Source organism: uncultured Microbulbifer sp., assembly GCF_947498635.1.
In the GTDB taxonomy this organism is placed as follows: Bacteria; Pseudomonadota; Gammaproteobacteria; order Pseudomonadales; family Cellvibrionaceae; genus Microbulbifer; species Microbulbifer echini.
Genome location: NZ_CANMKV010000029.1, coordinates 1 through 25958 on the forward strand (window position 1 = coordinate 1; position 25958 = coordinate 25958).

Consider the following 25958-nt stretch of genomic DNA (forward strand, 5'->3'; position numbering starts at 1 on the left):
ACTTGATCGTGTCATAGGGCACCTCTGCTGCGTAGTTTATCGCTTAAGAGAGTGTCCGTCTTTTGTGGGTAGGATCATGGTGCATGATTCATCGTAGTCTTGACGGATAGCTGAGTATTGTCAAGTTAGCTCGAAATTATTCAGGGGCTCCTTAGGGGATATTGCTAGTGAGTATGTTTATTTCTTTTTACTATTGGCATGTTGAAAATTGCTTGGGAGTGAATATCTCAATATTTTTACTTGGCCGCCTTTAGGTTCTATCTAAGTGTGGTTATCTTGAGGTCAGATTTTTCTCTTAATTTTTCTATATTTCTGTACCAGTACCCACTTTATATTTCGTGTGCTGAGCTTTAAGTGTGGCTAATCCTCTTTTGCTGAATGAGACCAAAATAGAGGTTTGTTGAAGCAATTCCTATTTTTTTGATTTGGTCTGCCCCTGGATGATATTATCGATAGAAGGTATTATTGATAGAGTCGCCTATGCTGATGGGTGATGGATAGAATGATTTTCGATAAGTGGATATATTGTATGAAATGTAAAGGACTGTTCGTCACTATTTTGGGTCTTGGGTTGCTTGCGGGCTGCGCAAGCGAGCCAAGTTATAATCAGAAGGAAAATACCACCGGCAATGAATCTGTTCAGGTTTCCCAGAGTAATTTAGCAGAAAATACCAGCAATCAACTGATCTGTAAGTCTCGGGCAATTACAGGGTCAAGATTTAAGCAGAAAACATGTATGACAGCTGAAGAATGGAAAAGAATGTCGCGTGAATCTTCGAATATGGTGAACAACCAAAATCGGAAGGGGGTGCTTGGGAATCCAGATGGGGGCTGAACTCTTCCATTTATGATTTGAATAAAATTTTACTTGTTGTTCTTGTAAGGCGCCTTTTTTGCTGGGCGCCTTTTTTGTTTCTGTGTGGCACTATGAAAGATTCTCTGTTTTTTCACAAAAGAATTCAGGAGGTTAGAAAGCTCGTACGCCAGCATCAATTCTCGATCGCTGAAGAGAGCTTATTGGGGTTGTTGTCCGCATCCTCCGTTCCTGATGATGCTAAAGTTGCTGTTTTAAAAGAGCTCTACCAAATAAATCTAAAAGTCGGTAAGAAGTATAAAGCGATAGGGTATCTTGAGTCTTTGGCCTTGGAGTTGGGGGAGGAATCGGCCTGCTGGTTGGAGCTATTTAAACTGGCCGAGTCTTTAGGTGATACAAGTAAGGCTGTAAAAGCTCTTAGAAAGTATGTTGAGCGGGAGCCTAATTGTTCGCCTGATATCTATTTCAACTTGGCATTTTTTTTAAAGTCTTTGGGAAGGTTCGAGGAGTCACTGGGGATGTATATGGCGGCCCTTTCTAGGGGGATTTCAGATCCGGAGGAGGTGTATACAAATATTGGGGTTATTCACGCAGGGCTAAGGCGGGAAGATAGAGCAATAGAAAATTATAGGAAGGCGCTGGAGTTGAATAAAGAATATATCCCAGCGTTGTTAAATTTAGCTGGGTTAAGTGAAGAGTCGGGGGGGAAGGAGGAGGCTGTTTCACTATATCAAGAGGTGCTATCTATAAATAACGAAAATAGTCTAGCTCTGTCTAGAATGGCGCATCTTTATGTTGCCGATACTGAAGCAGATTTTCGTATAAAAGGTATCTCTGAGCTGTTGAATAAATCAAGCTTGGCTGATAAGGAGAGGGAAGAGTTAATGTTTGCACTGGGGAAGCTGTATGATGATTGTCAGCTTTACGATGAAGCATTTTCATGTGTTACTCAGGCGAATGAAATTGGAAGGAAAAGAGTTGATCGATATGTCTATGGCCAACAAGAAAAGTTGGTGGATAGTTTGATTGATGTGTTTTCTGAGGATTGGTTTTCAGGGCATCATAGTAAAAGTAGCGCTACGCCTGTTTTTATTTGCGGGATGTTTCGCTCTGGATCGACCCTTTTGGAGCAAATTTTGTGTGGTCATGGCTCTATTTTAGCCTCCGGTGAGAGAGACTTTATTCCTCGTCAAGTTGAGTCGATGGGAGTAGGTTACCCTCATTCTGTCTTATCGAAGGGGGTAGACTACTTTGATGGATTTTCAAAAGAATACTTAAGTGAGTTTGAGGAGGGCTCTTGCATTGAGAGACTTATTACGGATAAAAGGCCGGATAACTTTCTTCATGTTGGATTGATAAAAACAGTTTTCCCAGAGGCAAAGGTTATTTGGACAAGACGTAACCTATTGGATAACTGCATATCTATATATTTTCAGCAGTTTAGTGAAAAATTGGATTATGCAATTGATCTTGAGGGAATCGCCCATTTTTATTCTGAGCATGTACGCTTGATGGAGTATTGGGAGAGGATCTTTCCTTGTGATATATATAGATTGCAGTATGAGGATTTGGTTCTTGATCCCAAAATTGTGATTGGAGGGGTGTTAAATTTTCTTGGATTACCCTGGGACTCCAAGTGTTTAAAGTTCTCAGGTCGAAGTAATTATGTCAAAACAGCAAGTATTTGGCAGGTCCGAGAGCCGCTTTATTTATCTTCGGTAGGGCGGAGTGACAATTACTTGGAATATTTATCTCCCTTGAAGTTGGAGCGTTTCTTGAGGTAATTGCTGACTCCTACATAAAAAAGGACGCGACTTAATGTCGCGCCCTTTATGACTTTCGATTGCTATATAAAGAGTATTTAGAAGTCGACAGTCAGTCCTAGGAAGGCATAACGACCCAAAGCATCATATATGCCTGGGAAGGTGTTTCCGTTTCCGTAGATTCCGGCGCCAGCGTCGGAAGTTAGAGGCGGTTCTTTATCAAACACATTGTTGATACCGCTTCGGATAGTTACATTGTCGGAAGCCACCCAGGCGGCAGAAAGGTCGAAGTAGTCGATAGCATCAAAGTCTGCACCATTCTCCCCTAGGTCAGTAACACTACCAATGTGACGCCAGCTGCCGTTGATATCCACGCTCCAGGGGGTAGACCAAGTTGCGCGTAGCGTGCTGACATATTCAGGCGTTGGTGTGCCACATGAACTGTTCCAGTAGCCTGCACATTCTTCGGTGGGCTCACCTTCGAATTCTTGCTGATCCCACTTTGTTAAATAGGTAGCGATGAAGTTCATGTCGACAGCGCCATAGCTGCCAACATCGAAGCCGTAGTTAGCGTTAATGTCAAAACCTTCGGTTTCGAAGTAGCCGATATTTACGTCAACAGCAGTAATGGATGCATCACCAATCCATAGGTTGCCGTTACCACCGCGATTGATAGCTCCACAGAACATTTCATCGCCGCTCTCGAGGCATTTGTCGAGGATGGTTTCTGGCTGGATATAATCAATGGCCTTATCAACATTGATGTTGAAGTAGTCAATGCTGAGGGTAAGGCCTTCAACAAACGATGGTGAATATACAAAACCAAATGATACGGTTTCAGACTCTTCTGGGCTTAAATTGGGGTTTCCGCCGCCAATATAGTTGTACTGGCCAGCAGGTGAGTCGATCTCATTACCAAAAGTTGCGGCAGTAATACCGCTATTCATACACTGCTCCAGAGTGAACTCAGGGCCAACTACGGTGCCATCTGACTTTGTGCGAGAGCCGCAGGGGTCGTAGTCCATATCGAACAGCTGGATAGACTGAGCACGATATAGTTCACGGATGTTGGCGTGACGTGTAGCAGACTGGAAACTGGCGCGGAGTTTGAGGTCGTCGATTGGCTGCCAGTCAGCGGCTACCTTGTAGGTATTCGTTTGCTCGTCAGTTGAGTAATCAGAGTAACGATAAGCCAATTCTAGGCCTAAGTATTCGGCGCCAGGCATGCCACTAACGAGAGGTATATTCATCTCGCCAAAGACTTCTTTCACGCTGAGAGTGCCATCTACCGGCAAAGTAGGACCGCCCTGACCAGCACCTTCGCCATTTTGATAACCCATGTCAGGAGAATAAACTAGGTTTTCACGACGGCTTTCAAGGCCCATTACAACCGCAATACCGTTCTCTGCAGTTGGGAGTTTCCAGCCGTAGTCGGTTAGATCACCGGTTACGTAGCCCGAAATGATTTCCTGGTCAGTGGTGCCGCGTGCGTAGAGGGGAAGTACCAGGTAGTCGATCGCCTCCTGGGTTACACCGCCTGCTTGGAAAATATTCCAAGGTACACAGTTGGGGTCGGATCCATCGATAACTGACTGACAAACAGGTTGACCATAAGTTTCTGCAAGTGGTTCGCCATCTGCGTTAACTCGGCCATCGGTACGTACATCAAGTGCTCTGCGGATATTGGTTACAGACATATCATTGAAGTAGGTCTGCTCTAAGCTTACTTCGGAATACTGGTAGTAAACGTCGTAGTTCCAGTTGTCGTTGATATCACCACGCAGACCAAATACACCGCGGAAGGTAGTATGGCGCATATCGTCTTGACGGGGGCCACCTTCGACATTACGGCGGCCAATGTAAAGGGCGCCAGGGTTTCTGGTAACTGCACCAGTCTTTTCGTCGGTATTAACAACCGTTAGGTCACTGACATAATTATCCCCAGTCAGGCCATAAACACCGCAGAAAGCCTCAAATTGCTCTTCAGAGAGTAGTGGATTACCACAGTAAAGATCACTGGTAACGAAGAATGCACCGGAAGGGGCGATTTGAGCAACAGTGCGGTCATCTGCATACATCAGCTGAGCATAAGCTTCTGCATGCTCGTTAATTTCATAATGACCAAAAGCACCCATTGTCCAGCGCTCATCTGGACGCTGGAAATAATTCAGTGGGCCGTAGTTATATAGTTGACCAAAATTGGCAAGCTCGCCATTGTCACCGAGGCTATAATCAAAGCCTTCAGTTGTATCACCTTTGTTCGAACCAAAGTCGGTAAAGCGGCCCCAGGGTACGGTGGAGGAGCCGCCGCAATCGAAGTTACTGGCACTGCCATCTAGGCTGCAACCACTATAGTCACGGTCAGACTGAAGAACAGCATCAATCTTGCGATAATTGGCATATGCTGTGACGTTACCACGACCATTGTCCAAGTTTGCACCGATGATCATGGAGAAATCATTTGTTTCTCCATCGGTAACACTGCCGTCTGCTACATCAAAACCGTTAGACTCTACCAGACGTTGCATTTTGCTATTGTCATTATTGTGTTGGTAGACACTGGTTTGAGATTCGAAGCGGACCCCCTCAAAATCATCTTTCATGATGAAGTTGACAACACCTGCAATTGCGTCAGAACCATAAGTTGCAGAGGAACCGCCAGTCAGAACTTCAACACGCTCAACCAAAGCGCCGGGAATTTGGTTGAGATCAGCGCCAGAACCGCCTGCAAGCGGAGAGCCTGCAGGCATTCTGCGACCATCAATCAGAACAAGAGTGCGCTGAGAGCCTAGGCCACGAAGAGATACGGTTGCAGTACCAGTAGATCCATTTGCTTGGCCGGCGGTCTGGGTCGCAGCGACCTGGGGCAGGTCATTAATCAAATCTTCAACACGTACAATACCGGTGGCCTTAAGATCTTCTGCACTAACAGAAGTAACCGGACTAACGCTTACGTCATTTGCTCGTTCAATACGGGAGCCAGTTACAACTACCTCTTCAACCATTTCGGCATCTTGTTGAGCGAAAGCAGGCATAGCCGGAACCAGAATCGCAGCAGCGGTGAAGCCAAGGGCTCCTTTCACAGCTGTGGACAGGAGGTTCTTTTTCATTGTCAATCCTCTCTTGATCGTTGGATTTATAATCTTTTGTCAAAACGACGAGTTCGAAAGCAGCTACCCCCAAGTGGCCACTTTCCTCCCAACATATTCTTTAACGAGTGGTGTAAAGATTTCCTCAAAGAAAATCTCATTCTTTTACTGATACTTCGCAATGAGTGTTTTGGCAGGTATGAGGGTTGAGTCTGGGTTGCAATTTCGTTGGTTAAGGGTTGACAGTGTCGGTAAATTTACAGCTTTAAGGAGAGGGACCCATACCAGTACCGCCCAGCTAAGTCATAGGTGCGGTAGTCATAATTATTATCCGTAGCCGTTACAGCCAAAGGGGGAGGGGTGTTAAACAGGTTGTTGACCCCTATTGCAAGGCGAAGCTTATCAGTAGGGTTGAAAGAAAGCTGTGCATCATGGCTAAGCCAGCTCTTTATACGGTGCGTGAGGGATTGATCGTTGTGCAGGTAGGTTTCTTCCATGTTGCCGACAAAGTGGGCGGTATAGCCGGCCTTCCAATGTTCGTTACTCCAGTAAACGCCAGCATTGGCTTTTAATTTTGGTAGTGACCCTGTCCCGCCTGTCGTAGTGTCTATAAAAGTGCCAGCCAGCTCCTCTTCGGGTAGTCCTGTGGCCCCTTGATTTAAGTAGCTCAGCATATGGCTTATATTAACGGCAAGATCAAGTTGCCCAAAGTTGTCCACAGGCAGATTGTAGCGGAGTGCGATATCGTAACCCTGGATGGTACGTCGGCCTTTATTGATCCGTGTAGCGAGAATTTTGGTAATCTCGCCGCGGTCATCACGGGTAACCCTGTTGCTGAATAGCCCGAGATAAGCGTTCTGCTCAACTAGAAACTGGGGGCTGCTGCCAATGACGTCATCTTGCTGGATATTAAAAAACTCGATGGCGGTGCTCAACCCCTCTATCTGCCTGGGTGACCAGGCTAGGCTGGCTGTAAGGGTTTCCGAGGTCTCTGGCATCAGGTTAGGGTTGCCGCCGAACTCGGTGAGGTATTGGATTCGTGCACTGTCAGATTGTGCAGGACAGCCGGCCAGGAGACTTGCGCTATCACTGGTGCAGGGATCAAAGATAAACTCCTGGCTTTGGTAGCCTTGCTGGTGCATATCGGTAAGAGTGGGTGCCCTAAAGCCGCTCGCATAGCTGATCCTGAGGTGTAGGTCGCTCCAAGGTTGCCAGCGCAGGGCGAGCTTTGGGTTGTAAGTACTACCAAAGTCGCTGTAGCTGGACAGGCGCATTGCTCCATCCAGCCAGAGTTTTTCTGACTGCAGTGGGACTGAGACTTCTGCGAAGGTTTCTTTGATGGTGCGTGAGCCGCGGGTTGCGCCCGGTGCGTGGCCCCCTATATAGGAAAGGCCATTTTGGTCGTTGGAGCTGGTAGACAAAGCTTCATGTCTGATCTCAAGTCCTATTGCTGCTAGGATCTCACCTGCCCGATTTTTCCCCAGAGGCCCGTCTGCGATAAAGGAGGCAGACTCCATGCGGGTTTGGCTTCGGTTGGAGCTTTGCCCTCGAATAAAATCCAGTTGCTCGCTGTTAATGCTACCGCTGGGGCCCAGTAAGTTTATGGGGGTGCAGCCACTATCTGGGTTGCAGATTGTTGGTCCCTTTAGGCCCTGAGAGAGCGCTAAAGGGTCTATGAGGTTACTGAGCTTTTCACTTTTGTCTGTATGGTGTAACGATGAGATCAATTCCCAGTGCCATTGCTTATGAGCACCCTTGATTCCACTATTTACTCTCCAGGATCTTGTGCGGTTTTCCTGTATCCGAGGCCCCAGTTCGGTAATTCGCTTCCTGACATCCGTAATAGATTGATTGAAGGGGTTGTAGATGTTATCCGCCGCTATAGTTAGGTCGCCATTGTCAAAGCGGGTAAATACTGGGGTTGGGGCTTTGGTTGATTCCGCGGAAGTGTGCTGCCCCATAACCTCTGCAAATATCAGTGTGCTATCACTGAGGTCAAAATCAGCCGATAGGTATACAGAATTGCTTTCGATAGGCGTAATGGCGGAGGTGTAGTCGCTGTAGTTGTATCTATCTTCCAGGGACCAGGAGCGGTAAGTTTCCGGTGATGAGCTGGTTAGGACAGAGCTGTTGGTCAGGGCGATAAATCCTTCTGGAGTGGCTGATGAGCGTTTGTCGGTGCCGCCAAAATTACGGCTATCTGCAGATTCTGACAGGTTGCGATCACGACTCATTACCGCGCCTTGCGCATACTTTGCCAGGCTGAACATCAAGTGGCTGCGCTCACCTTGCCTTCCCCATGTTAAATAATGGGATTCTGTTTCACGGTCACCTTCATGGGCTTGTCCATAATAGCTATTCATAGATAGGCCTTCGAAATCCCTGCGAAGGATAATATTGATGACCCCGGCTATGGCATCTGAGCCATATACTGCCGAAGCACCATCTTTCAGGATTTCTACGCGCTCAACTATAGATAGGGGGATGGTGTTGAGATCGGTCGCCTCTCCACTGTAGCCATCGCCAATAATGCGTCGGCCATTGATTAATACCAAGGTGTTACTGGCGGGAAGGTAGCGAAGAGAAACAGTGGCTGTTCCATCATCCTCTTGACTGACAGAGGTGCTGGTAGAATTTCCTGAGACAGCTGGCAAGAACTGGAGTGCGTCGGCAACAGTTTGTGCCCCGGTCAGTTCAAGTTGTTCTCTGGAGAGCCTGTCGATCGGGGCATAATCGTCCAGCTGGTAGTGACGCAGGTGGCTGCCTGTAAGGCTTTGTCCGGTGACGGTAACTTCTTCGGGGGGAGAGTTGAGTTGTTGCTCAAGTTTGGGGCTGAGGCCCTCAATGGGTGTTATCGCAAAGGAGGAGGGTCCTGTGCGTTGATAGGCAAATGGTAGGCCTTGCAGTAATTGCTCTAAAACCTCTTCAAACTCCTCCTGCTCGGTGTCCAGGCTCTGCTTTACCAGAGTATATTGGGCGGCTGATGAGGTCTGAACCAAAATCGAAATCTGACACTGCTTTCCCAGGGAGATCAGGGCTTTGGGGAGAGAGCTGGCGGGAAGCTCAATCTTGGGTTCGGGGCATAGCGCAGCCGCTGCACGACTGACTGACAGCAGAAAAACCAAAAAGACTTTAGCCCAGAGCCTCACCGTCAAGAAGTTGCCCATCGTTATTGTGCCCAGCAATATAAGGAATTACGGAGCGTTGCTTCTGTTATTTTGTGGGCGGGAATTGCTAATTGCTCAATAAACGACCGCCAATTGAGGCGGTTATAACCTAATTGTGCCTGGGAGACAAGATAGTCAGGTTGGTATTGCTGTGATCCTGTTGAAGATCTAGGGCGGCAGTAATGGCTTTCAGGGTATTGTCCGGGTCAGATACCGCGAAAGTGCCAGATACAAGTCGGTCTTCTACTTCTGGGGTGGCAGCTACTGGTACAGGGAGGTAGCGGTTAAGTTCCTGCAGGGCCTCTTTTAGGGGGGTTTTCTCAAAGACTAGAATGCCACGGGTCCAGTCTGTGGCCTCTTGCTCTGAAGTTCGCTGGATTTTGCTGAGACCACGTTCAGACACGCTGACTTTTTGGTTTTTGGCTAGAGTGACGGATTCGGGGTTTAGGCCCGAGGCGCTTTCAGTTTCACTGACGGAAACTTTACCCTCTGTCACTGATACCCGTGTGTTTTCGGGGTTCAGTTCTACATTGAACTCGGTTCCGAGTACACGAATATTCGCATTGCCGGCGGCCACAGTGAAGGGGCGGGCAGTTTGGCGTGCGACGTCAAAGAAGGCTTCGCCATGGACAAGCAGTGTGCGTCTTTCTTTACGACTGTAGCTAACTCGCAGCTCGCTGTTGGAGTTCAATTTCACTTCGGAGCCATCGGCCAGGCTCACAGTGCGAACCTCCCCCAACTGGGTAATGTAAATTTGCTGGCTAGTTACTCCTGAATCTAGCCACTGCAGTCCAACCCAGGCGGCGAGAAAAGCACCACACGTAGCCAGGCCGCCGCTGAATAGCCAGCGTGACAAGCTCCAGTGGTCGTCGCGTGCTCCGCGCTGTATTTTTTGCTTTTTATCGTTTGTGTGAGCGGTTGGCACACTTTCGGGAAAGAAGTGATCGATGGGCATGTGGGTGAGGGCACCCAAGTCACCCCATAGTTCAGTTATTTCATCGAAGGCTTGGCGATGTGTTCCAGAGCTCGCGAGCCAAGTTGCAAACTCCCTTTTATCTGTCGCGCTGACAGTGTCCGAGCGTAAACGGGCAACCCAAGCGCAGGCCTGATCCAGGCTCTCATCACTTGTTATTTGTTGGAGGTTGCTGTTCATAATCGCTCTGGTACTCGGGTTTATTTGGCTTGTAGACAGTGGAGCTCTAGCCTCAAGATTTGGTGCATCTTACTCAAATTTCGCCGGCTTGTGTGATGTGGGCGACAATGGAGGTCCACCTGCAAAACAATGGCAGCACGAATAACCTTTTGGCAGTAAATAATTCTGTAAGTGCCAGGATTTGCAGGTTTAATTCGCCATTAAAACTCGTCCTTGCAAACTGAGACGGCCGAGGGGGTTCCTCCCTCAACAAAAATTGTTGCGGGGGCGTGGGCGGAGAATGGGGCTTTACGGCGAAGGATTCACCTTGCGTCTGCAGGCTTTCAGTGCCTGTAGGATATATTTCTCAACACTGCTCACTGAGATGTTCATTTCGTGGGCGATTTCGCTGTAAGAGAGTCCCCGTGTTCTATGTAGCAAGAAGGCCTGTCGGCATTTTAGTGGCAATTTATCCATAGCTTCGTAGATAGACTGAAGCTGTTGGCGCGCAGCGAGGACCCGCTCTGGAGACTGGTGGTCGGCGTGGTCATCTCGCTGGGTCTCTCCCTCTATAGAGGTCTGCTGGTTGAGGTACTCCACATGGAGTTTGCCGCGGCGCAATTGATCCACCGCCAGGTTGTTGGCGATCTGGTAGAGATAGGCGCGGGGGTTGTCCAGCTCCTTCTCATCGCTGAGCTTTTGCAGGCGAAGGTAGGCGTGTTGGGCGATATCCTCGGCATCGTCCGGGCTTTTGACAATGCGTGCGACAAAGCGCACCAAGGCTTGGCCGTGTTCGGCAAAAAGCCTTTCCAGAAGCGTCTTCCTGGCTTTATTCATTGCGTAATGCGTTCCCCGTCCAAGCCCGCTTTTTCGTTGTGGATTGTTTGTTCTTAGTGCGAGCTGGCGCACAGTTATATCACAAGGACTGCCCGGGCTACGAGTGGCGCGAATGGATCTATTTAGTGCATAGCCTGCTACCGGCTATGCCTCGTCGTCTATGCCGGTATAATGGCGCCCGCGCCAAGGGCGTGTGAGAGTTAAGTTGGCAGAGGTGTGCAGAGCACCGGAGACTGGATGAGCTATCAAGTACTGGCCCGCAAGTGGCGTCCGCGCCTGTTTCGGGAGATGGTGGGACAGGAACATGTGCTCCAGGCACTGATCAATGCCCTGGATAATGGCCGCCTGCACCACGCCTACCTGTTTGCCGGTACCCGTGGCGTGGGGAAAACCACCATCGCGCGGATTCTGGCAAAGTGTCTGAATTGCGAAGAGGGGGTCAGCTCTGAGCCCTGCGGGCAGTGTAATGCCTGCAGTGAGATTGCCGATGGTCGTTTCGTGGATCTTATTGAGGTGGATGCGGCATCTCGCACGAAGGTGGAGGATACTCGCGAGCTCCTGGAGAATGTCCAATACGCTCCTACAAGAGGGCGCTATAAGGTCTACCTGATCGATGAAGTCCATATGCTCTCCAACAGCTCCTTCAATGCCCTGTTGAAGACTCTGGAGGAGCCCCCGCCCCATGTGAAATTCCTACTGGCGACCACGGACCCCCAGAAACTTCCGGTCACCGTACTGTCCCGCTGTTTACAGTTCAAACTCAAAAATATGAGCCCCGAGCGGGTTGTTGAACATCTGCGCTTTGTGCTGGAGAAGGAGCAGGTGCCCTTTGAGGAGGGGGCGCTCTGGCAGTTGGGGCGTGCTGCCGATGGCAGTATGCGCGATGGCATGAGCCTCACCGACCAAGCCATCGCTTTTGGTGGTGGGAAAATCAGTGAGGCCGAAGTTCGCAATATGCTCGGCAGTATTGATACCGGACTGGTGTGGAAGCTACTGCAGGCCTTGGCCGATGAAGATGCCGCTGGGCTGTTTACTGCCGTCGCTGAGCTCGCGCAGCAGGCGCCGGACTTTGCCGCGACTCTGGCAGAGCTCGCCGATAACTTGCACCGTCTTGCGGTTGCGCAGGTGTTGCCCCAATCGGTGGATAATACCCTTGGGGACGGCGAGCGGCTGCGAGGCCTTGCCGGCCAAATAGCGCCAGAGAATATACAGCTCTACTATCAGATGGCGCTGCACGCCCGCCGGGACTTGCCTTTGGCCCCGGATCCGCGCAGTGGTTTTGAGATGGCCCTGTTGCGCATGCTGGCCTTCCGTCCACAGGGCGTGGCGAATATTCCACGGGTGGAACTGCCTGGACCCTCCGCCGAAGGGCAAGCTCAGCCTGCTTCTCATGAATTGGCGAAGCAATCCGTCGACGATCAGGGGAGTGCCGGCGGAAAAAAGTCTGAACTGGCGCCGCAGGCGGATGCGGCGGCACCCAGAGACCGGGTGGAGAGCGCTGCGCCCGTACCACATAAAGCCCCGGCACAGAGTCCAGTACCCCAAAGAGAGCAGAGATCGCCGGTGTCTCAAGAGGAGGGTGTGCGACAGCCACAGGACACTACCGAACAGATTAATGAGCTGAAAACAGACAGTCAGGTTGTGGTCCGCGACCCTCAGCCTGAGGGGGAAAGTTTCGCCGGGCAGGCATCAAACCCACAGGAAAGCGTTTTGGCTGAACTTCGCCAGCGGGTAGCGGAAGTGGAATCATCGCCACAGCCTGCGGAGCTTCAGGCCCCTCCGCGCAGGGATGCTGTACGCAAGGTTGCCGAAGCCCCGCGGGCGCACTTTGATGCTCTGACGCACGGAAGCTGGCCGGCGCTGTACAGCCAGTTAGGCGTTAGCGGCATACTGCACTCCATCGCCCAGCACCTAGAGCTAGTGGGGCGCCAGGACAATATACTCTCTTTTACCCTCGATGAGTCTTTTAGCAGTCTCTACGACGAGGTGCATCAGAGGCGTTTGGGGGATTTGCTGGGAGACTTTTTTCAGCAACCGGTTATTGCGCAGATTCAGGTGGGGCAGGTGCAGGGCAGTACGCCGGCGCGTTTGGCAGCGGCGACCCGCGATGCGCGCCTGGCTACAGCGCGGGATGCACTTACCTCTGATCCCTTGGTTCAGGAACTTCAGGTCGAACTGGGCGCAGTGTTATTACCGGACTCCGTCGAGTCTCTAGCGAAGACGGACTGACGTGGATTTTGGTTGCCCGGCTTCCAGCCGGGCTTTCACATAATATAGAGATAGAGGTTACCTATGAAAGGTTTGGGCGACTTGATGCAGCAGGCCCAGAAAATGCAGGCCGATATGCAGGAAAAAATGCAGAAGCTGCAGGAGGCATTGGCTGAGCTACGTGTGTGCGGCGAATCTGGTGCCGGTATGGTCAAGGTTACTATGAATGGTCGACACGATGTCGTCTCTGTGGATATCGATCCCTCCCTGCTCTCTGAAGGCAAAGAGATGCTCGAAGATCTGCTGGCAGCCGCGGTGAATGATGCCGTTCGTCGTGCGGAGGAAAAGGCCCAGGAGTTGCAAAAGCAACAAGTGGGCAATCTCGCCTCCGGTATGAACCTGCCGGAAGGCTTTAAATTCCCATTTTAAAGGGCGCACTTCGGTCGCTTTAGCGTTATATGTTTAGTCCCTTAATCGAAGAGCTTATTCGCGCGCTGCGCTGCCTGCCCAGTGTGGGCCCCAAGTCGGCGCAGCGGATGGCGATGTATCTATTGGAAAAGGATCGCGATGCTGCAGAATTGCTCGCGCGCAGCCTGGCCCAGGCCGTGGAGAGCGTTGGTCGCTGTCAGCAATGCCGTACACTGACCGAAGAGACGGTCTGTAGCCTGTGTGACAACACCCGCCGCGAGCAGTCTTTCCTCTGTATTGTCGAGACTCCCGCCGACGTGTTGGCGATTGAGCAGGCGGGTAACTACCACGGCCGCTATTTTGTCCTGCATGGCCATCTCTCTCCGATCGATGGTATTGGTCCTGCGGACCTTGGGATTGACCTACTGGAGCGTCGGCTTGCCAGTGAGCCGCTGCAGGAGTTGATTGTCGCCACCAACCCTACCGTGGAAGGGGAGGCGACAGCCCAATTCATTGCCGAGCGGGCCAAGGCCCAAGGGGTTAGCGTCAGCCGAATAGCCCATGGTGTGCCCATTGGTGGAGAGCTGGAATACATCGACGGCGGCACCTTGGCGCATGCTTTTAATAGCCGCACGGCCTTTTTCCCCCCTGCTGAGTGAAATCGATGGTTGAAATAGATACCACCCCGCGCTGGGTGGATTCCTACGAGCAGTTGGCGGCTCTGTGCGCGCAGTGGCGGCAGCAGCGCGCTGTGGCACTGGATACCGAGTTTATGCGCAGTCGCACTTTTTATCCGCAGCCGGCCCTGGTGCAGGTAGGTGATGGCAAGCACTGCTACCTCATTGATAACCTTGCGATAGAAGAATTACAACCTCTGCGCGACCTGCTGTTGGATACGGCTGTCACTAAAATCATGCACAGCTGCAGCGAGGATTTAGAAACCCTGGAGCGCCTGCTCGGGGTAATTCCCGAGCCCATTTTTGATACCCAGATTGCCGTGGCGATCAGCGGTATGGGCGCGGGCCTGGGGTATGCGGCCACTGTGCGTACTCTATTGAATATTGAGTTGCCGAAAAGTGAAACCCGCTCCGACTGGCTACAGCGTCCGCTGAGTGAAGCGCAGAAAACCTATGCTGCGCTCGATGTAGCGTGGCTACCGGTCCTCTATGGCGCGCTGCTAAAGCGATTGCAGGATCATGGGCGGGAGACCTGGCTGGAGGAGGACTGCGCGGCACTGGTAGCCTCGGCGCGTAACCCTCAGCCCCCAGAACTCTACTACCTGAAAGTAAAGGGCGCTTGGCGTCTGCGCGGCAAACACTTGGCAGTGCTTCAGGATCTTTGTACTTGGCGCGAGTCTGAGGCTCGGGCCCAGGATATGCCGCGCAATCACCTGCTGAAGGAAGCCGTCTGTATGAGCCTGGCCCAGCAGCTGCCGCGCAGCAAGAGCGCTTTAAGCCAGGCGGGTTTTGAAGGGCGTGTGCTGCGAGAGTACGGCGATACTTTATTGCAGATGATTTCCGCTGCTGTGGAGCGAAGCGATGCGCCTGCGCGCCTGCCGCAGCCACTCAACCGACAGCAGGGGGAGCTGCTTAAGTTACTGCGCCAGGAGGTCGCCAATATTGCGGCGCGAGAGAATTTGCCCACAGAAATTTTGATCCGCAAGAAAGAGCTAGAAACCCTGGTTCAGGCGCACGAACCCCAGTTACAAGGGCGCCTATGTGGCTGGCGCGCCGAGGTGGTTGGCCTGCCCCTGCTTAACGCGCTGCGACAACTGCGCAATGAGGAAGTGAAGTGAAAGTTTTATGTGATATTTATCGCAGCCCGAAAAAAGAAGAAATGTATTTGTATGTCGATAAGCGCGAGGGGGTTGCCCGTGTGCCGGAAAACCTGCTGGCGTTGTTTGGCAGTCCTCAGCATGTCACAACCATGGTGATGACAACGGAACGTAAATTGGCCCGTGCAAATGCTGACAAGGTCCTGCAGGAGTTACGCATGCAGGGTTACTATTTGCAAATGCCCCCGGTGGCCGATTCCGAAATGCGTGAAATCGTGCTGAAAAACAGCAAACTGCAGCGCTGAATCGCATATGGCACAGCTGCCTTTCTGGCGACGAAAAACGCTAGAGCAAATGACGGAGCCCGAATGGGAGGCTCTTTGTGATGGCTGTGGGCGCTGCTGCCTGCACAGTCTTGAGGATGAGGATACTGGAGAGCTCTATAACACCAATGTCGCCTGTCGCCTATTGGATACAGATTCCTCTCGCTGTAGCCAGTACGTTCGACGTAAGGAGCTAGTGCCGGGCTGTGTTCAGCTGCGGGTGGAGGATATTGATCAATACACCTGGCTGCCGAGCACCTGTGCCTACCGCCGCCTAGCGCAGGGGCAGCCACTGCCGGAGTGGCACCCGCTAGTGAGTGGGGATTGGCAATCAGTACATAAAGCGGGCATGTCGGTGCGTGGCAGTGTTATCAGTGAAGAGTTGGTTCACCCGGATGATATGGAAGAGCATATTGTCACTTGGGTGGAAGCCGGGTGAATTGAGCAGTGTTGCCACTACCCCTATCTGGGGTGGGGAAATATAGAGAAATAAAAATGTCAGAAGATTTTCAAATTGCCTGGTCGGTTTATACCGGCGCGACTCTGGTTCTGTTAGCGGCCGGTTGGTGGTTTATGCGCAATTGGCGCTGGAGCTGGTTGCGTCGCACCTTACTGCTGGTCTTGGCTGCGGTTTTGTTGGTCCCGGTAAAGACACCGGTGGCTGGGTCGGTGGCCATACCATTGCTTCCCCTGTATCTCTACCAGGTATTATTTGAAGAAAGTGGAGCCGCGCCGGAAGTTATTGCGAATTTGGTCTTCGCTTCCGGCGGCGCTCTGACGATCATGCTGGTGTGGGGGCTGGTTACCCTATTGTCGAAGTATCGTCGCGAGCGACGCCGTCGCTTTGCTGAAGACCCATATTTCAACGAGCAGTGAGGGGTACTCAGCGCCTCCTGCCTCCTTAACGTGGGGCCTACTTTTGGTAGGCCCTGTGATCTTTCTTCCATCTGTCCATCAAAGGCGTTCCATCCATTCTCTAGTTTCTCTGTTGGCGATGACAGCTGCTATATCTATTAGGCTGCTTCCGCGCTTGGCGTGAGGCCAGACGAGCCGGCTTACTGATCTAAACTCAATACCCATACTCACTGCCGGAACATGATGATTTGTATTTCCACGAGGGTTATATGAAACCTGTTTGGAAGGGGTTGCCTGTCGATAAGCCGGACTGACTACAGATAATGACGATAAAGTGCCCTTGGTATGCGTTTTCCACCCTTTTTCATGGTGTTGGCTGCCAGATGGCTGAGGAACCCTGATGCTCGACCACCTGCTGATTCTCACTGCGGTAATGCTGGTATCGGGTATTCTCGGTGGGTTGGTAAATTATTATCAGATGCTGTTTACCGAGGAAGATCCGGCCGGCCTTGCCCGCTGCCTGATTATGGGGTTGTGCGGCGCCTTGATGGTGCCTATTTTCCTTAAATTCACCCAGAGTGATTTGCTCATAGAAATTCAAGGAGACCCCTCTCGCCTGCTGATTTTTACCGGTTATTGTCTTTTGGCCGCGATTGCCTCTCGCATGTTTGTTTTTAATGCGGCACGCCGCCAATTGCGCGATGCCAGTATTGCCCGTGCCCGGGTTGAAAACCTGGAGCAGGAACTGCGGACTATGCAGCTGGAGATGATGCCTCTGCTGGAGCACGAGATCGAGGGGGATCTGGAGCAGGGACCTGTGCTGGATTTCAATCAGATTCGCAAATTGGATGACAATGCCCTGCAGGTGCTCAACCTGTTAAATGACGGTGAGTGTGTATTTCGCTCGCTGTCCGGTATGGTGCAGGATAGCGGTATGGAAACCAACTCTATCGCCCGAGCCCTCAACAGCCTGCTGGTACTCGAGATGGTGGGCAAGATCCACAGTCACTTGGGAATTCGCTGGTACATCACCGGTAAAGGGCGCCAAGTGATACACCGCCGCAGTACCCAGATAGCCTGAGCAGCCCTCCGCTCATCGTCCCTTCAAAATGCCTACTCGGGCTGGTCATCCAATTTGATCGTTCCAGCCTCGCCTCCCGACCTAGTGATCAATTATCATTCGCCAAATCAGAAGTTAGCGTGATGACAGGATTGGAGTAAGCATGAAATTTACCGGTACCGACAGCTACGTAGCCACCGAAGACCTGCAGATGGCGGTGAACGCAGCCGTTACCTTGCAGCGCCCCCTGCTGATTAAAGGCGAGCCGGGCACCGGCAAAACGTTACTCGCGGAACAGGTTGCTGAGAGTCTTGGCTTAAAGCTGATTCAATGGCATATCAAATCCACCACCAAGGCGCAGCAAGGGTTGTATGAGTACGATGCCGTATCGCGACTGCGGGATTCCCAGTTGGGGGTGGATAAGGTTCACGATATCGGCAATTACATCAAGCGTGGCAAATTGTGGGAGGCTTTTGCGGCCGAAGAGCGTGTAGTGTTATTGATTGATGAAATCGATAAAGCGGATATCGAATTCCCCAACGATCTGTTGGTGGAATTGGACCGCATGGAGTTTTTCGTCTACGAAACTGGCGAAATCATTAAAGCCAAGCAACGCCCTATCGTTATTATTACCTCGAATAATGAAAAAGAGTTGCCGGATGCGTTCCTGCGCCGCTGTTTTTTCCACTACATTAGTTTCCCCGACCGCGAAACTATGCGCAAAATTGTTGATGTGCACTACCCGGATATCAAAGGTCAGTTAGTTGCAGAAGCTATGGATATTTTCTTTCAGTTGCGCGATGTGCCGGGCTTAAAGAAAAAACCCTCCACCTCAGAGCTGATCGACTGGTTGAAGTTATTGATGGCTGATGATATTCCTGAGGAAGTCTTAAAAAATCGTGATAACAGCAGCGCTATTCCCCCGCTTTATGGCGCCTTGCTAAAGAATGAGCAGGATGTCCATATGCTTGAGCGTCTGGCATTTATGGCTCGCCGTGATAACCGCTAGGCTAGCCTAGTTTTTTCGCCAGGGACAATGTGAGCCCTGGCGATAATCCGCTCGGTTTTGCCGAGTCTCTTTTTTCCTGTGCTGACCGCGAATTACTATGCTGATTGGCTTTTTCCTGAATTTACGCCGCTATAAATTACCGGTATCCATTACCGAATTACTGGCCTTGCTCGAGGCATTGCAGCAACGTCTGGTCTTTGCTGACCTGGAGGAATTTTATTTTCTTGCCCGTGTCTGCCTGGTGAAGGATGAAAAACACTTCGATAAATTTGACCGTGCCTTCGAGGCCTATTTCAAAGATCTAGAAACCCTCGATGATATCGTTGAGCAAATGATCCCCGAGGACTGGCTTAGAGCGGAGTTCCTTAAGCAATTAAGCGAAGAGGAAAAGGCCAAGGTCCAGAGCCTGGGAGGGTTGGAAAAACTATTAGAGGAATTTAAAAAACGCCTCGAAGAGCAGAAAAAGCGCCATAGCGGTGGCAACCGCTGGATTGGCACCGGTGGTACCAGCCCCTTTGGGAATAGCGGTTATCACCCAGGTGGCATTCGAGTTGGTGGCCAGGGGCGCAACCGTTCGGCCTCCAAAGTGTGGGAAAAACGCCAGTTTAAAAATCTGGATGACAGTGTAGGCCTGGGTACCCGTAATATTCAGGTAGCTCTGCGCAAGTTGCGTAAATTTGCCCGTACCGGTGCTGCTGAGGAGCTGGATCTGGATAGCACTATTTCCTCCACCGCACGCAATGCCGGTCTACTGGACATTAAAATGGTGCCGGAGCGGCACAATGCAATTAAAGTACTGATCTTTTTTGATGTGGGAGGTTCTATGGACCCCTACGTGCGGGTCTGTGAAGAACTGTTCTCTGCCTGCCGCTCGGAATTCAAACATCTGGAATATTTTTATTTCCACAATTTTGTGTATGAGCATGTGTGGAAAGACAACCAGCGCCGCTCTAGCGAAAACACGCCCCTGTTAGAAGTGCTGCGCACCTACGGTAAAGATTACAAAGTAATTTTTGTCGGGGACGCCTCGATGGCGCCCTATGAGATTAGCAGCCGTTTTGGCAGTGTCGAACATATGAATGAAGAGCCCGGCGCGGCCTGGATGGAGCGTATCACCGAAACTTACAGTAACCTGATCTGGCTGAACCCCGTGGGTGAAGAGTATTGGCAATATACGCCCAGTATTGGTATGACCCAGCGCTTGGTCGATGGGCATATGTATCCGATGACGCTGGAGGGTTTGGATAGAGCGATTGCCTATTTGGTGAAAGGGCGCTGATCGCCGCGATCTCTTCTGCGGGCTCGAATTCATGCGGCACATTGCGTGCTGCATGAATGCCTCATCTTTTTTTCAGGGATACGCAGTTACTCTTTTTGGTTTCCGCTAAAGTGCCGGGGCGGCGTGCCTTCATGATCGGCAGTGATGCTGATTTCTTCTTTGGTGGTTTCTCCCACGGTTACATGTACTTCTTCCGCGCCGTGCATCCAATCCACGAGCTTTTCGCGAATCAGATACAAAATAAAACCTGCCACAATTGCCGCGAGTGCGACACCACCGAATGTGGCGAGTGGACCGGAAACGCCCACCAATTTGCCAATTTCTGCCGCGCCTTTATTGGCGATACCGATAAAGGCAAACCAAAGCCCCATCATTAGGGATAAATAGCGCAGGGGCGAAAGTTTAGTAACCACAGACAGCCCAATCGGGGATAGGCACAGCTCGCCAATGGTATGAAAAATATAGGCGAAGACCAGCCACCATATACTCGCCTTTATGGTTTCAGAATCGCCGATTTGTAGCGCTGCGCCACACATCGATAGGAAACCGATTCCGAGAAATACCAAGCCCAGGCTGAACTTGGCCGGTGAGCTGGGTTCTCTATCCCCCATGCCTACCCAGATACTGGCTATAATCGGCGCGAGAATAATAATAAAGAGGGGATTGACCATCTGCAGCCAGCTGGCTGGGATTTCCCAACCGAGTACATTTAGGTCAGTACGGTATTTGGCAAAAAGGTTCATGGAGCCGGCGGCCTGCTCGAAGCCGGCCCAGAAAACTACGATAAAGACACCAAGTACCAAAATTACCTTGATGCGGTCACGCTCCTCCTGAGTGAGTGGACGGTGTTTGTCTGTGGCCCCGTTACTCCCCTGTTCCAGGCCCAGGTGGGCGGAGGGTTGAATGCCGATCTGGCCGAGGTAGCGCCTGGCCTGTGTCATTTGTAGCAGCAGGCCGAGGAGCATACCTATACCTGCGACAATAAAGGCCAGTTGGTAATCCACTTTTTCTCCAATCCAGCCTACGACGAGGTAGCCGAGGATGGAGCCCAGGTTGATCCCCATATAGAAAATGGTAAAGGCGGTATCGCGTCGCTTGTCGCCCTCTTCATAGAGGTCGCCGACCATCGTGGAGATATTCGGTTTGAAAAAACCATTACCGATAATTAGTAGCGCTAATCCCAGCCACAGCATATAGATTTGGCTGCCATCTGGCAGCCAGGCGTGGGGAAAGCCCAGGGAAAACTGTCCCAGCATCATCAGGGTGCCACCGAACATAATGCAACGCCGCTGTCCCCAACGGTTGTCCGCCATCCAGCCACCAATAATCGGGGTCAGATAGACCAGCATCGCGTACCAGCCCAGGTAGCTCAGCGCCTTGGATTGTAGCTCGGTGTCCGAGAGCTGTCCCCAGCCGAATACCGCGGCGGCGGCGGTGGAAGTTAAGTAGAAGACAAAAATGCCGCGCATGCCGTAGTAGCTGAGGCGCTCCCACATCTCGGTGCCAAACAGCAGGAACAGGCCCTTGGGGTGGCCGAAGAGCTGACCGGCACTGGCGGGTGGCTTGGGCTTGATCTCTTGCATATTACTGCTCGCAAGGTGTGACCCAGAGGCGTGATAGCGCCCCTAGAAGTGACCTCTATCCAATTCAGTATAGTTGAGCGCCACCCGACGGTTTTCAGTCCCATTGCAAAGTGGGGGTATAATCCAGGGTTTGTCACTTCTGTACGAATCATGAGTCACTCCGAAGTAGAAAAAAACCTGGGTATTCTGCAGACCCGTATTTCCACCTGCATGGGGCAGGACCGCTATCCGTTGCGCCGAACCGTGAAGAATGTGCGGCGGCGCCTGCAAGAGGGGAAGCCGGCAGACCGTATGTTGGCCCAGCTGGAGCAGCAGCTGCAGGAGTCCGAGGCATTGGTAGCGGCGCGTCGGGGTAAATTGCCCGAAGTGCAGTGGCCGGAGGCGTTGCCGGTAGTGGCTCGACGGGAGGAAATCGCCGAGCTGATTGAAAATAATCAAGTTGTCGTGGTGGCTGGTGAAACTGGCTCGGGCAAAACCACCCAGCTGCCAAAAATCTGCCTGTCCCTGGGGCGGGGTATTTATGGGCAGATTGGTCACACGCAGCCGCGCAGGATTGCCGCGCGCACAGTGGCTAATCGTATTGCCGAGGAATTGCAGCAACCCCTTGGGGACTCTGTCGGTTACCAGGTGCGCTTTACCGATCACAGTACCGAGCACACCCATGTCAAGCTGATGACGGATGGGATTTTGTTGGCGGAAATACAGCGCGATCCCCTGCTGAATAAATACGATACGCTGATTATCGATGAGGCCCACGAGCGCAGCCTCAATATTGATTTCCTACTGGGCTATCTGAAAACTATATTGTCCAAACGCCCGGATCTTAAGCTGATCATTACCTCAGCCACCATTGATCTGGAAAAATTTTCTCGACATTTTGCCGATGCACCGATTATTGAAGTGTCGGGCCGCACCTACCCGGTGGATATTCACTACCGACCCGCCGCAGACAGCGATGCGGATCTGAATGAGCAGGTGGTGGCCACCGTGGAGGAACTCCTGCACGAAGAAAAATCCAGTAGCCGGCGCGGTGGTGACATACTGGTATTTATGAGCGGCGAACGGGAAATCCGTGAATGTGCCAAGGCTCTGCGCGATGCACAGATTGCGCAGCTGGAAGTTCTCCCTCTGTATGCCCGTTTGAGCCTGGCCGAACAGGCTAAGGTTTTTCACGGCCATAAAGGTCGCCGTATTGTACTGGCCACGAATGTGGCGGAGACCTCGATTACTGTGCCCGGCATTCGCTATGTGATTGATCCGGGCACTGCGCGCATCAGCCGTTACAGCTATCGCAGCAAAATTCAGCGGTTGCCGATAGAGCCGATTTCTCAGGCCAGCGCCAATCAGCGTGCCGGCCGCTGCGGTCGTGTCAGCGCGGGTGTGTGTATCCGCCTTTATGAAGAGCGCGATTATGAGCAGCGCCCGGAATTTACCGATGCGGAAATCCTGCGTACCAACCTGGCCGCAGTAATCCTGCAAATGTTGCAACTGCGTATCGGCGATATTCGCGACTTCCCCTTTGTCGACCCACCCGATCCACGCCTGATTAATGACGGCTACAAGCTATTGGAGGAATTGCTGGCGGTGGATGCTCAGGGCAGGGTGACTAAGCTTGGGCGGGCTCTGTCGCGATTGCCACTGGACCCGCGTTTGAGCCGGATGTTGCTGGCCGGGGCCGATAAAGGCAGTGCGCGCGAGTTGTTAATTATTGTCGCCGCCCTGGCTGTGCAGGATCCACGGGAACGGCCGGCGGAAAAACGTCAGGCCGCCGATGAAAAACATCGTCAATGGCAACACGAGCAATCGGATTTTCTGTCTTATGTTCAGCTGTGGGATGCCTTTGAAACTCAGCGCCAGGAACTGAGCCAAAATCAGCTGCGCAAGTGGTGCCAGAAAAACTATCTATCCTGGCTGCGTATGCGCGAGTGGAGGGATATTCATCACCAGTTGCGGGTGGCCTGTCGCGATCTGGATGTGAAGGAAAATAAAGAACCGGCGGAGTATGAGGCCGTGCACCGGGGCATTGTTATGGGCATGCTCGGCAATATTGGCGTGCGCGATGAAAATAAAGAATTTAACGGTTGTCGCAATCGCCGCTTCCATATTTTTCCGGGTTCCGGCCAGTTTAAGAAGCCGCCGCGATGGGTGGTTTCCGCCCAGCTACTGGAAACCAGCCGCCTGTTTGCCCACACCGTTGCCAAAATAGAGCCGGAATGGGTGCTGGCCGCAGCGCAGCATTTGGTCAAACGCAATTATTTCGAACCCCACTACGATGCCCGCTCCGGTCAGGTGATGGCTTTCGAGAAGGTCTCACTTTACGGCTTGGTCCTGGTGGAAAAACGCCGTATTCCCTACGGCAAACTGGACCCAAAAGTTGCACGTGAAGTATTTATTCGCCAGGCGTTGGTAGAGCAGCGCTATCGTGGAAAAGGCCGTTTCTACAAGCATTACACCGATCTTCTGCAGTCACTGGAAGAGCTGGAAGCCAAGTCCCGCCGCCGGGATATTCTGGTGGATGACGAAGTGATCTATCGCTTTTTCGATGAGCGCTTGCCCGCAGATATTGTGAATTTGGCAGGTTTTGAACACTGGCGTAAGGACGTGGAGTCCAGCGATCCCCAGTTGCTGTTTATGCCCCGTGAGTTGCTCATGCAGCAGAGTGCGGACCATGTGGGCGAGGCCCAATTTCCCGATGAGTTACAGGCGGGAGGGGTTGTTTATCCTCTCAGCTACCATTTTGAGCCGGGTAGTGTGGATGACGGTGTGAGTATTCAGGTGCCTGTGGGCGCTTTGCACCAGGTGCCCGCCGCGCGCTTGTCCTGGCTGGTGCCGGGTATATTGCGCGATAAATGCATCGCCCTGTTAAAAGCCCTGCCGAAGCAGTGGCGCAAATATTTTGTTCCAGTTCCGGCGGCAGTCGACAGGGCTCTGCCCAAGCTGCGTACGGACAATACGCCCTTGTGGCAATCCCTGGCCCTGGAACTGCAGCGCCAGACCGCCCAGCAGTTACCCGATAGCGTTTGGGAGTCCGCCGAGCAGTCCCTGGAAGATTTCTATCGCGTCAATATTCAGGTAATGGATGAGGCGGGCAAGCTGCTCGACCAGGATCGCGATCTTGCCCTGTTGCAGGCGCGCTATCGCGATCGGGTACAGCAGGGCCTGGCCGATGCTGGCGACAGTTTTGAGCGCGACGGTATTATCCATTGGGATTTTGGCGAGCTACCGGAAACCCATACCCTCGACCAGGGCGGTCTTAAAGTGCGGGCTTATCCGGCGCTGGTGGAGGGCAAGGATAGTGTCTCCCTGAAGTTGCTGGATAACCCCGCCGAGGCGCGCAGGGTGAGCCGTGCCGGTATTTGCCGTCTGGCCCTACTGCACTTACCGGAAAAAGTGAAATACCTGCGCAAAGAGCTATTGCGCGGTAAAGAGTTGGGTTTATCGGCTGCAGACCTGGGCCGGCGTGAGGAGGTGGCAGACGATATTCTGATGGCCGCCGTGCGCGAAGTCTTCTGGCCGGATGAAAACTGGCCGCGTACCGAGACTGAATTCCTCTCTGCGCTTCAGAACGATGGCGAGTTGGTGGGTGCGGCCCAGGAGATGGGAAACTTGTTGGTCAAAGCCTTGGGGCAGTTAGTCCCTCTGCGCAAACAGATTAAGCAACAAAAAAATCTGGCGGTCGCCATGGCTGTGGGGGATATCCAGCAGCAGCTAACCGGGCTCTTCTACCGGGGATTCTTATTCGATACGCCGCTGGAGTGGCTGCGTCAGTATAGCCGCTATTTGAAGGCGATCGCACTGCGCCTTGAAAAGGCCGCTCTCGATCCCAATCGGGACCGCAAACTGCAAGTGGAGTACCACAAGGCGGCCGAACCCTACAGCGATCAAGCAGAGAAGTTCTCAAATAGGGAACTGGCTTCAGAGCCGGCCCTGGCGGAGTACCGCTGGATGTTGGAAGAATTCCGTGTGAGCTTATTTGCGCAAACACTCAAGACGCTAATGCCAGTCTCAGCCAAGCGCCTACACAAGCTGTGGACCGAGGTTGATGGCAAGGTGCGGCTGGGTTGATGGACCAGTGGGCGCAGATCACAAAAAAAGTAGGGCGCCTTGTGTAAGATTCCTCTCTCTGGCCCGACAGATCAATGTAGAGTCGGCGAAAGGCGCAGAGCGTTAGTGCGTGTGCTATGGGCTGGGTTCACTAAATGACGGTTTCTCACCCGGTTTCATTATACTGTCGCCGGATCTAGAAAAAGTCTTAAAGGTTTTTATTACACAGGGTATTAGTTAGGAGATTTTTTATGAACAAGAAACATCTTTCCCCGGTTGCGGCTGCTGTTGGTGCGGCTTTTATTGCCACTGCGGCTATGAATGTGTCTGCAGCCAATAGCGACGCCAACCCGTTTGCCGCTGAAGAGCTGAACTCTGGCTACAACCTGGCATTGGCCGATCACGATCACAAGGATAAGGATAAAGAAGGTAAGTGCGGCGAAGGCAAGAAGAAAGAGGGTAAGTGCGGCGAAGGCAAAAAGAAAGAAGGTAAGTGCGGCGAAGGGAAATGCGGCGAAGGTAAGAAGAAAGAAGGTAAGTGCGGCGAAGGTAAATGCGGTAATTAATATTCCGTCCCGCACGACTTGGGCGGTACGGCATAAAGTACCGCCCT

19 protein-coding genes are annotated in these 25958 nt (G+C 52.0%); 14 read left to right on the forward strand and 5 right to left on the reverse strand.

Annotated features, from left to right (window positions below; all coding sequences use genetic code 11):
* The first annotated feature begins 529 nt into the window (after positions 1-529).
* Together Q1A69_RS14435 and Q1A69_RS14440 are read left to right on the forward strand one after the other, a co-directional pair.
* Positions 530-835, forward strand: a complete 306-nt coding sequence (locus Q1A69_RS14435; RefSeq protein WP_299586715.1) for a hypothetical protein — start codon at positions 530-532, stop codon at positions 833-835.
* Positions 836-927: 92 nt separating this feature from the next.
* A complete protein-coding gene (locus tag Q1A69_RS14440) occupies positions 928-2598 on the forward strand; it encodes a tetratricopeptide repeat-containing sulfotransferase family protein (RefSeq protein ID WP_299586718.1) in 1671 nt (556 codons plus the stop codon).
* A gap of 77 nt (positions 2599-2675) precedes the next feature.
* Here the strand turns inward: Q1A69_RS14440 and Q1A69_RS14445 are convergent, their stop codons facing one another.
* From Q1A69_RS14445 to Q1A69_RS14460, 4 genes are all read right to left on the reverse strand, one after another.
* Positions 2676-5687, reverse strand: a complete 3012-nt coding sequence (locus tag Q1A69_RS14445) for a TonB-dependent receptor (protein ID WP_299586721.1) — start codon at positions 5685-5687, stop codon at positions 2676-2678.
* Between the two features lie 236 nt (positions 5688-5923).
* The gene (locus tag Q1A69_RS14450) at positions 5924-8833 is read right to left on the reverse strand and encodes a TonB-dependent receptor (protein ID WP_299586724.1); all 2910 of its coding nucleotides are present in this window, start codon (positions 8831-8833) and stop codon (positions 5924-5926) included.
* Positions 8834-8942: 109 nt separating this feature from the next.
* Complete coding sequence (locus Q1A69_RS14455; protein ID WP_299586726.1) at positions 8943-9986, reverse strand: FecR family protein; 1044 nt, start codon at positions 9984-9986, stop codon at positions 8943-8945.
* A gap of 288 nt (positions 9987-10274) precedes the next feature.
* Positions 10275-10802, reverse strand: coding sequence for an RNA polymerase sigma factor (locus tag Q1A69_RS14460; protein WP_299586729.1), 528 nt, complete (start codon positions 10800-10802; stop codon positions 10275-10277).
* A gap of 237 nt (positions 10803-11039) precedes the next feature.
* Here Q1A69_RS14460 and dnaX point away from each other — a divergent pair, with 237 nt between their 5' ends.
* From dnaX to Q1A69_RS14510, 10 genes are all read left to right on the forward strand, one after another.
* On the forward strand, positions 11040-13031 hold the full coding sequence (gene dnaX / locus Q1A69_RS14465) for a DNA polymerase III subunit gamma/tau (protein WP_299586732.1): 1992 nt from the start codon (positions 11040-11042) through the stop codon (positions 13029-13031).
* A gap of 63 nt (positions 13032-13094) precedes the next feature.
* Positions 13095-13439 carry a YbaB/EbfC family nucleoid-associated protein gene (locus Q1A69_RS14470; protein WP_299586735.1) on the forward strand — a complete coding sequence of 115 codons (345 nt, stop codon included), beginning with the start codon at positions 13095-13097 and terminating at the stop codon, positions 13437-13439.
* A 29-nt stretch (positions 13440-13468) separates the two neighbouring features.
* Positions 13469-14077, forward strand: a complete 609-nt coding sequence (recR, locus tag Q1A69_RS14475) for a recombination mediator RecR (RefSeq protein ID WP_299586738.1) — start codon at positions 13469-13471, stop codon at positions 14075-14077.
* 5 nt (positions 14078-14082) lie between these two features.
* Positions 14083-15213 (forward strand): ribonuclease D, encoded by a 1131-nt coding sequence (gene rnd / locus Q1A69_RS14480; protein WP_299586740.1) that lies wholly within the window; start codon positions 14083-14085, stop codon positions 15211-15213.
* On the forward strand, positions 15210-15497 hold the full coding sequence (locus Q1A69_RS14485; protein ID WP_299586743.1) for a YcgL domain-containing protein: 288 nt from the start codon (positions 15210-15212) through the stop codon (positions 15495-15497). Before rnd ends, Q1A69_RS14485 begins: the two co-directional genes overlap by 4 nt.
* A gap of 7 nt (positions 15498-15504) precedes the next feature.
* Complete coding sequence (locus tag Q1A69_RS14490) at positions 15505-15954, forward strand: YcgN family cysteine cluster protein (protein WP_299586745.1); 450 nt, start codon at positions 15505-15507, stop codon at positions 15952-15954.
* A gap of 56 nt (positions 15955-16010) precedes the next feature.
* A complete protein-coding gene (locus tag Q1A69_RS14495; protein WP_299586747.1) occupies positions 16011-16391 on the forward strand; it encodes a hypothetical protein in 381 nt (126 codons plus the stop codon).
* A 379-nt stretch (positions 16392-16770) separates the two neighbouring features.
* On the forward strand, positions 16771-17451 hold the full coding sequence (locus tag Q1A69_RS14500; RefSeq protein ID WP_299586749.1) for a YEATS-associated helix-containing protein: 681 nt from the start codon (positions 16771-16773) through the stop codon (positions 17449-17451).
* Between the two features lie 142 nt (positions 17452-17593).
* Entirely contained in the window at positions 17594-18439 is an 846-nt protein-coding gene (locus Q1A69_RS14505) for a MoxR family ATPase (RefSeq protein WP_299586751.1), read from the forward strand.
* Between the two features lie 97 nt (positions 18440-18536).
* Positions 18537-19718, forward strand: a complete 1182-nt coding sequence (locus Q1A69_RS14510; RefSeq protein ID WP_299586754.1) for a VWA domain-containing protein — start codon at positions 18537-18539, stop codon at positions 19716-19718.
* Positions 19719-19804: 86 nt separating this feature from the next.
* Here Q1A69_RS14510 and Q1A69_RS14515 read toward each other — a convergent pair whose 3' ends face one another.
* Positions 19805-21301, reverse strand: a complete 1497-nt coding sequence (locus tag Q1A69_RS14515) for a peptide MFS transporter (RefSeq protein WP_299586757.1) — start codon at positions 21299-21301, stop codon at positions 19805-19807.
* A gap of 150 nt (positions 21302-21451) precedes the next feature.
* Between Q1A69_RS14515 and hrpA the strand changes: the two genes are divergently transcribed.
* On the forward strand, positions 21452-25366 hold the full coding sequence (hrpA, locus tag Q1A69_RS14520; protein WP_299586760.1) for an ATP-dependent RNA helicase HrpA: 3915 nt from the start codon (positions 21452-21454) through the stop codon (positions 25364-25366).
* Positions 25367-25596: 230 nt separating this feature from the next.
* A complete protein-coding gene (locus Q1A69_RS14525; RefSeq protein ID WP_299586763.1) occupies positions 25597-25911 on the forward strand; it encodes a hypothetical protein in 315 nt (104 codons plus the stop codon).
* The last annotated feature ends 47 nt before the right edge of the window (positions 25912-25958 follow it).

Coding starts and splice junctions, on each gene's coding strand:
- Q1A69_RS14435 (WP_299586715.1), top strand. CDS start 530: ATGAAATGTAAAGGACTGTTCGTCACTATTTTGGGTCTTGGGTTGCTT.
- Q1A69_RS14440 (WP_299586718.1), top strand. CDS start 928: ATGAAAGATTCTCTGTTTTTTCACAAAAGAATTCAGGAGGTTAGAAAG.
- Q1A69_RS14445 (WP_299586721.1), bottom strand. CDS start 5,687: ATGAAAAAGAACCTCCTGTCCACAGCTGTGAAAGGAGCCCTTGGCTTC.
- Q1A69_RS14450 (WP_299586724.1), bottom strand. CDS start 8,833: ATGGGCAACTTCTTGACGGTGAGGCTCTGGGCTAAAGTCTTTTTGGTT.
- Q1A69_RS14455 (WP_299586726.1), bottom strand. CDS start 9,986: ATGAACAGCAACCTCCAACAAATAACAAGTGATGAGAGCCTGGATCAG.
- Q1A69_RS14460 (WP_299586729.1), bottom strand. CDS start 10,802: ATGAATAAAGCCAGGAAGACGCTTCTGGAAAGGCTTTTTGCCGAACAC.
- dnaX (WP_299586732.1), top strand. CDS start 11,040: ATGAGCTATCAAGTACTGGCCCGCAAGTGGCGTCCGCGCCTGTTTCGG.
- Q1A69_RS14470 (WP_299586735.1), top strand. CDS start 13,095: ATGAAAGGTTTGGGCGACTTGATGCAGCAGGCCCAGAAAATGCAGGCC.
- recR (WP_299586738.1), top strand. CDS start 13,469: ATGTTTAGTCCCTTAATCGAAGAGCTTATTCGCGCGCTGCGCTGCCTG.
- rnd (WP_299586740.1), top strand. CDS start 14,083: ATGGTTGAAATAGATACCACCCCGCGCTGGGTGGATTCCTACGAGCAG.
- Q1A69_RS14490 (WP_299586745.1), top strand. CDS start 15,505: ATGGCACAGCTGCCTTTCTGGCGACGAAAAACGCTAGAGCAAATGACG.
- Q1A69_RS14495 (WP_299586747.1), top strand. CDS start 16,011: ATGTCAGAAGATTTTCAAATTGCCTGGTCGGTTTATACCGGCGCGACT.
- Q1A69_RS14500 (WP_299586749.1), top strand. CDS start 16,771: ATGCTCGACCACCTGCTGATTCTCACTGCGGTAATGCTGGTATCGGGT.
- Q1A69_RS14505 (WP_299586751.1), top strand. CDS start 17,594: ATGAAATTTACCGGTACCGACAGCTACGTAGCCACCGAAGACCTGCAG.
- Q1A69_RS14510 (WP_299586754.1), top strand. CDS start 18,537: ATGCTGATTGGCTTTTTCCTGAATTTACGCCGCTATAAATTACCGGTA.
- Q1A69_RS14515 (WP_299586757.1), bottom strand. CDS start 21,301: ATGCAAGAGATCAAGCCCAAGCCACCCGCCAGTGCCGGTCAGCTCTTC.
- hrpA (WP_299586760.1), top strand. CDS start 21,452: ATGAGTCACTCCGAAGTAGAAAAAAACCTGGGTATTCTGCAGACCCGT.
- Q1A69_RS14525 (WP_299586763.1), top strand. CDS start 25,597: ATGAACAAGAAACATCTTTCCCCGGTTGCGGCTGCTGTTGGTGCGGCT.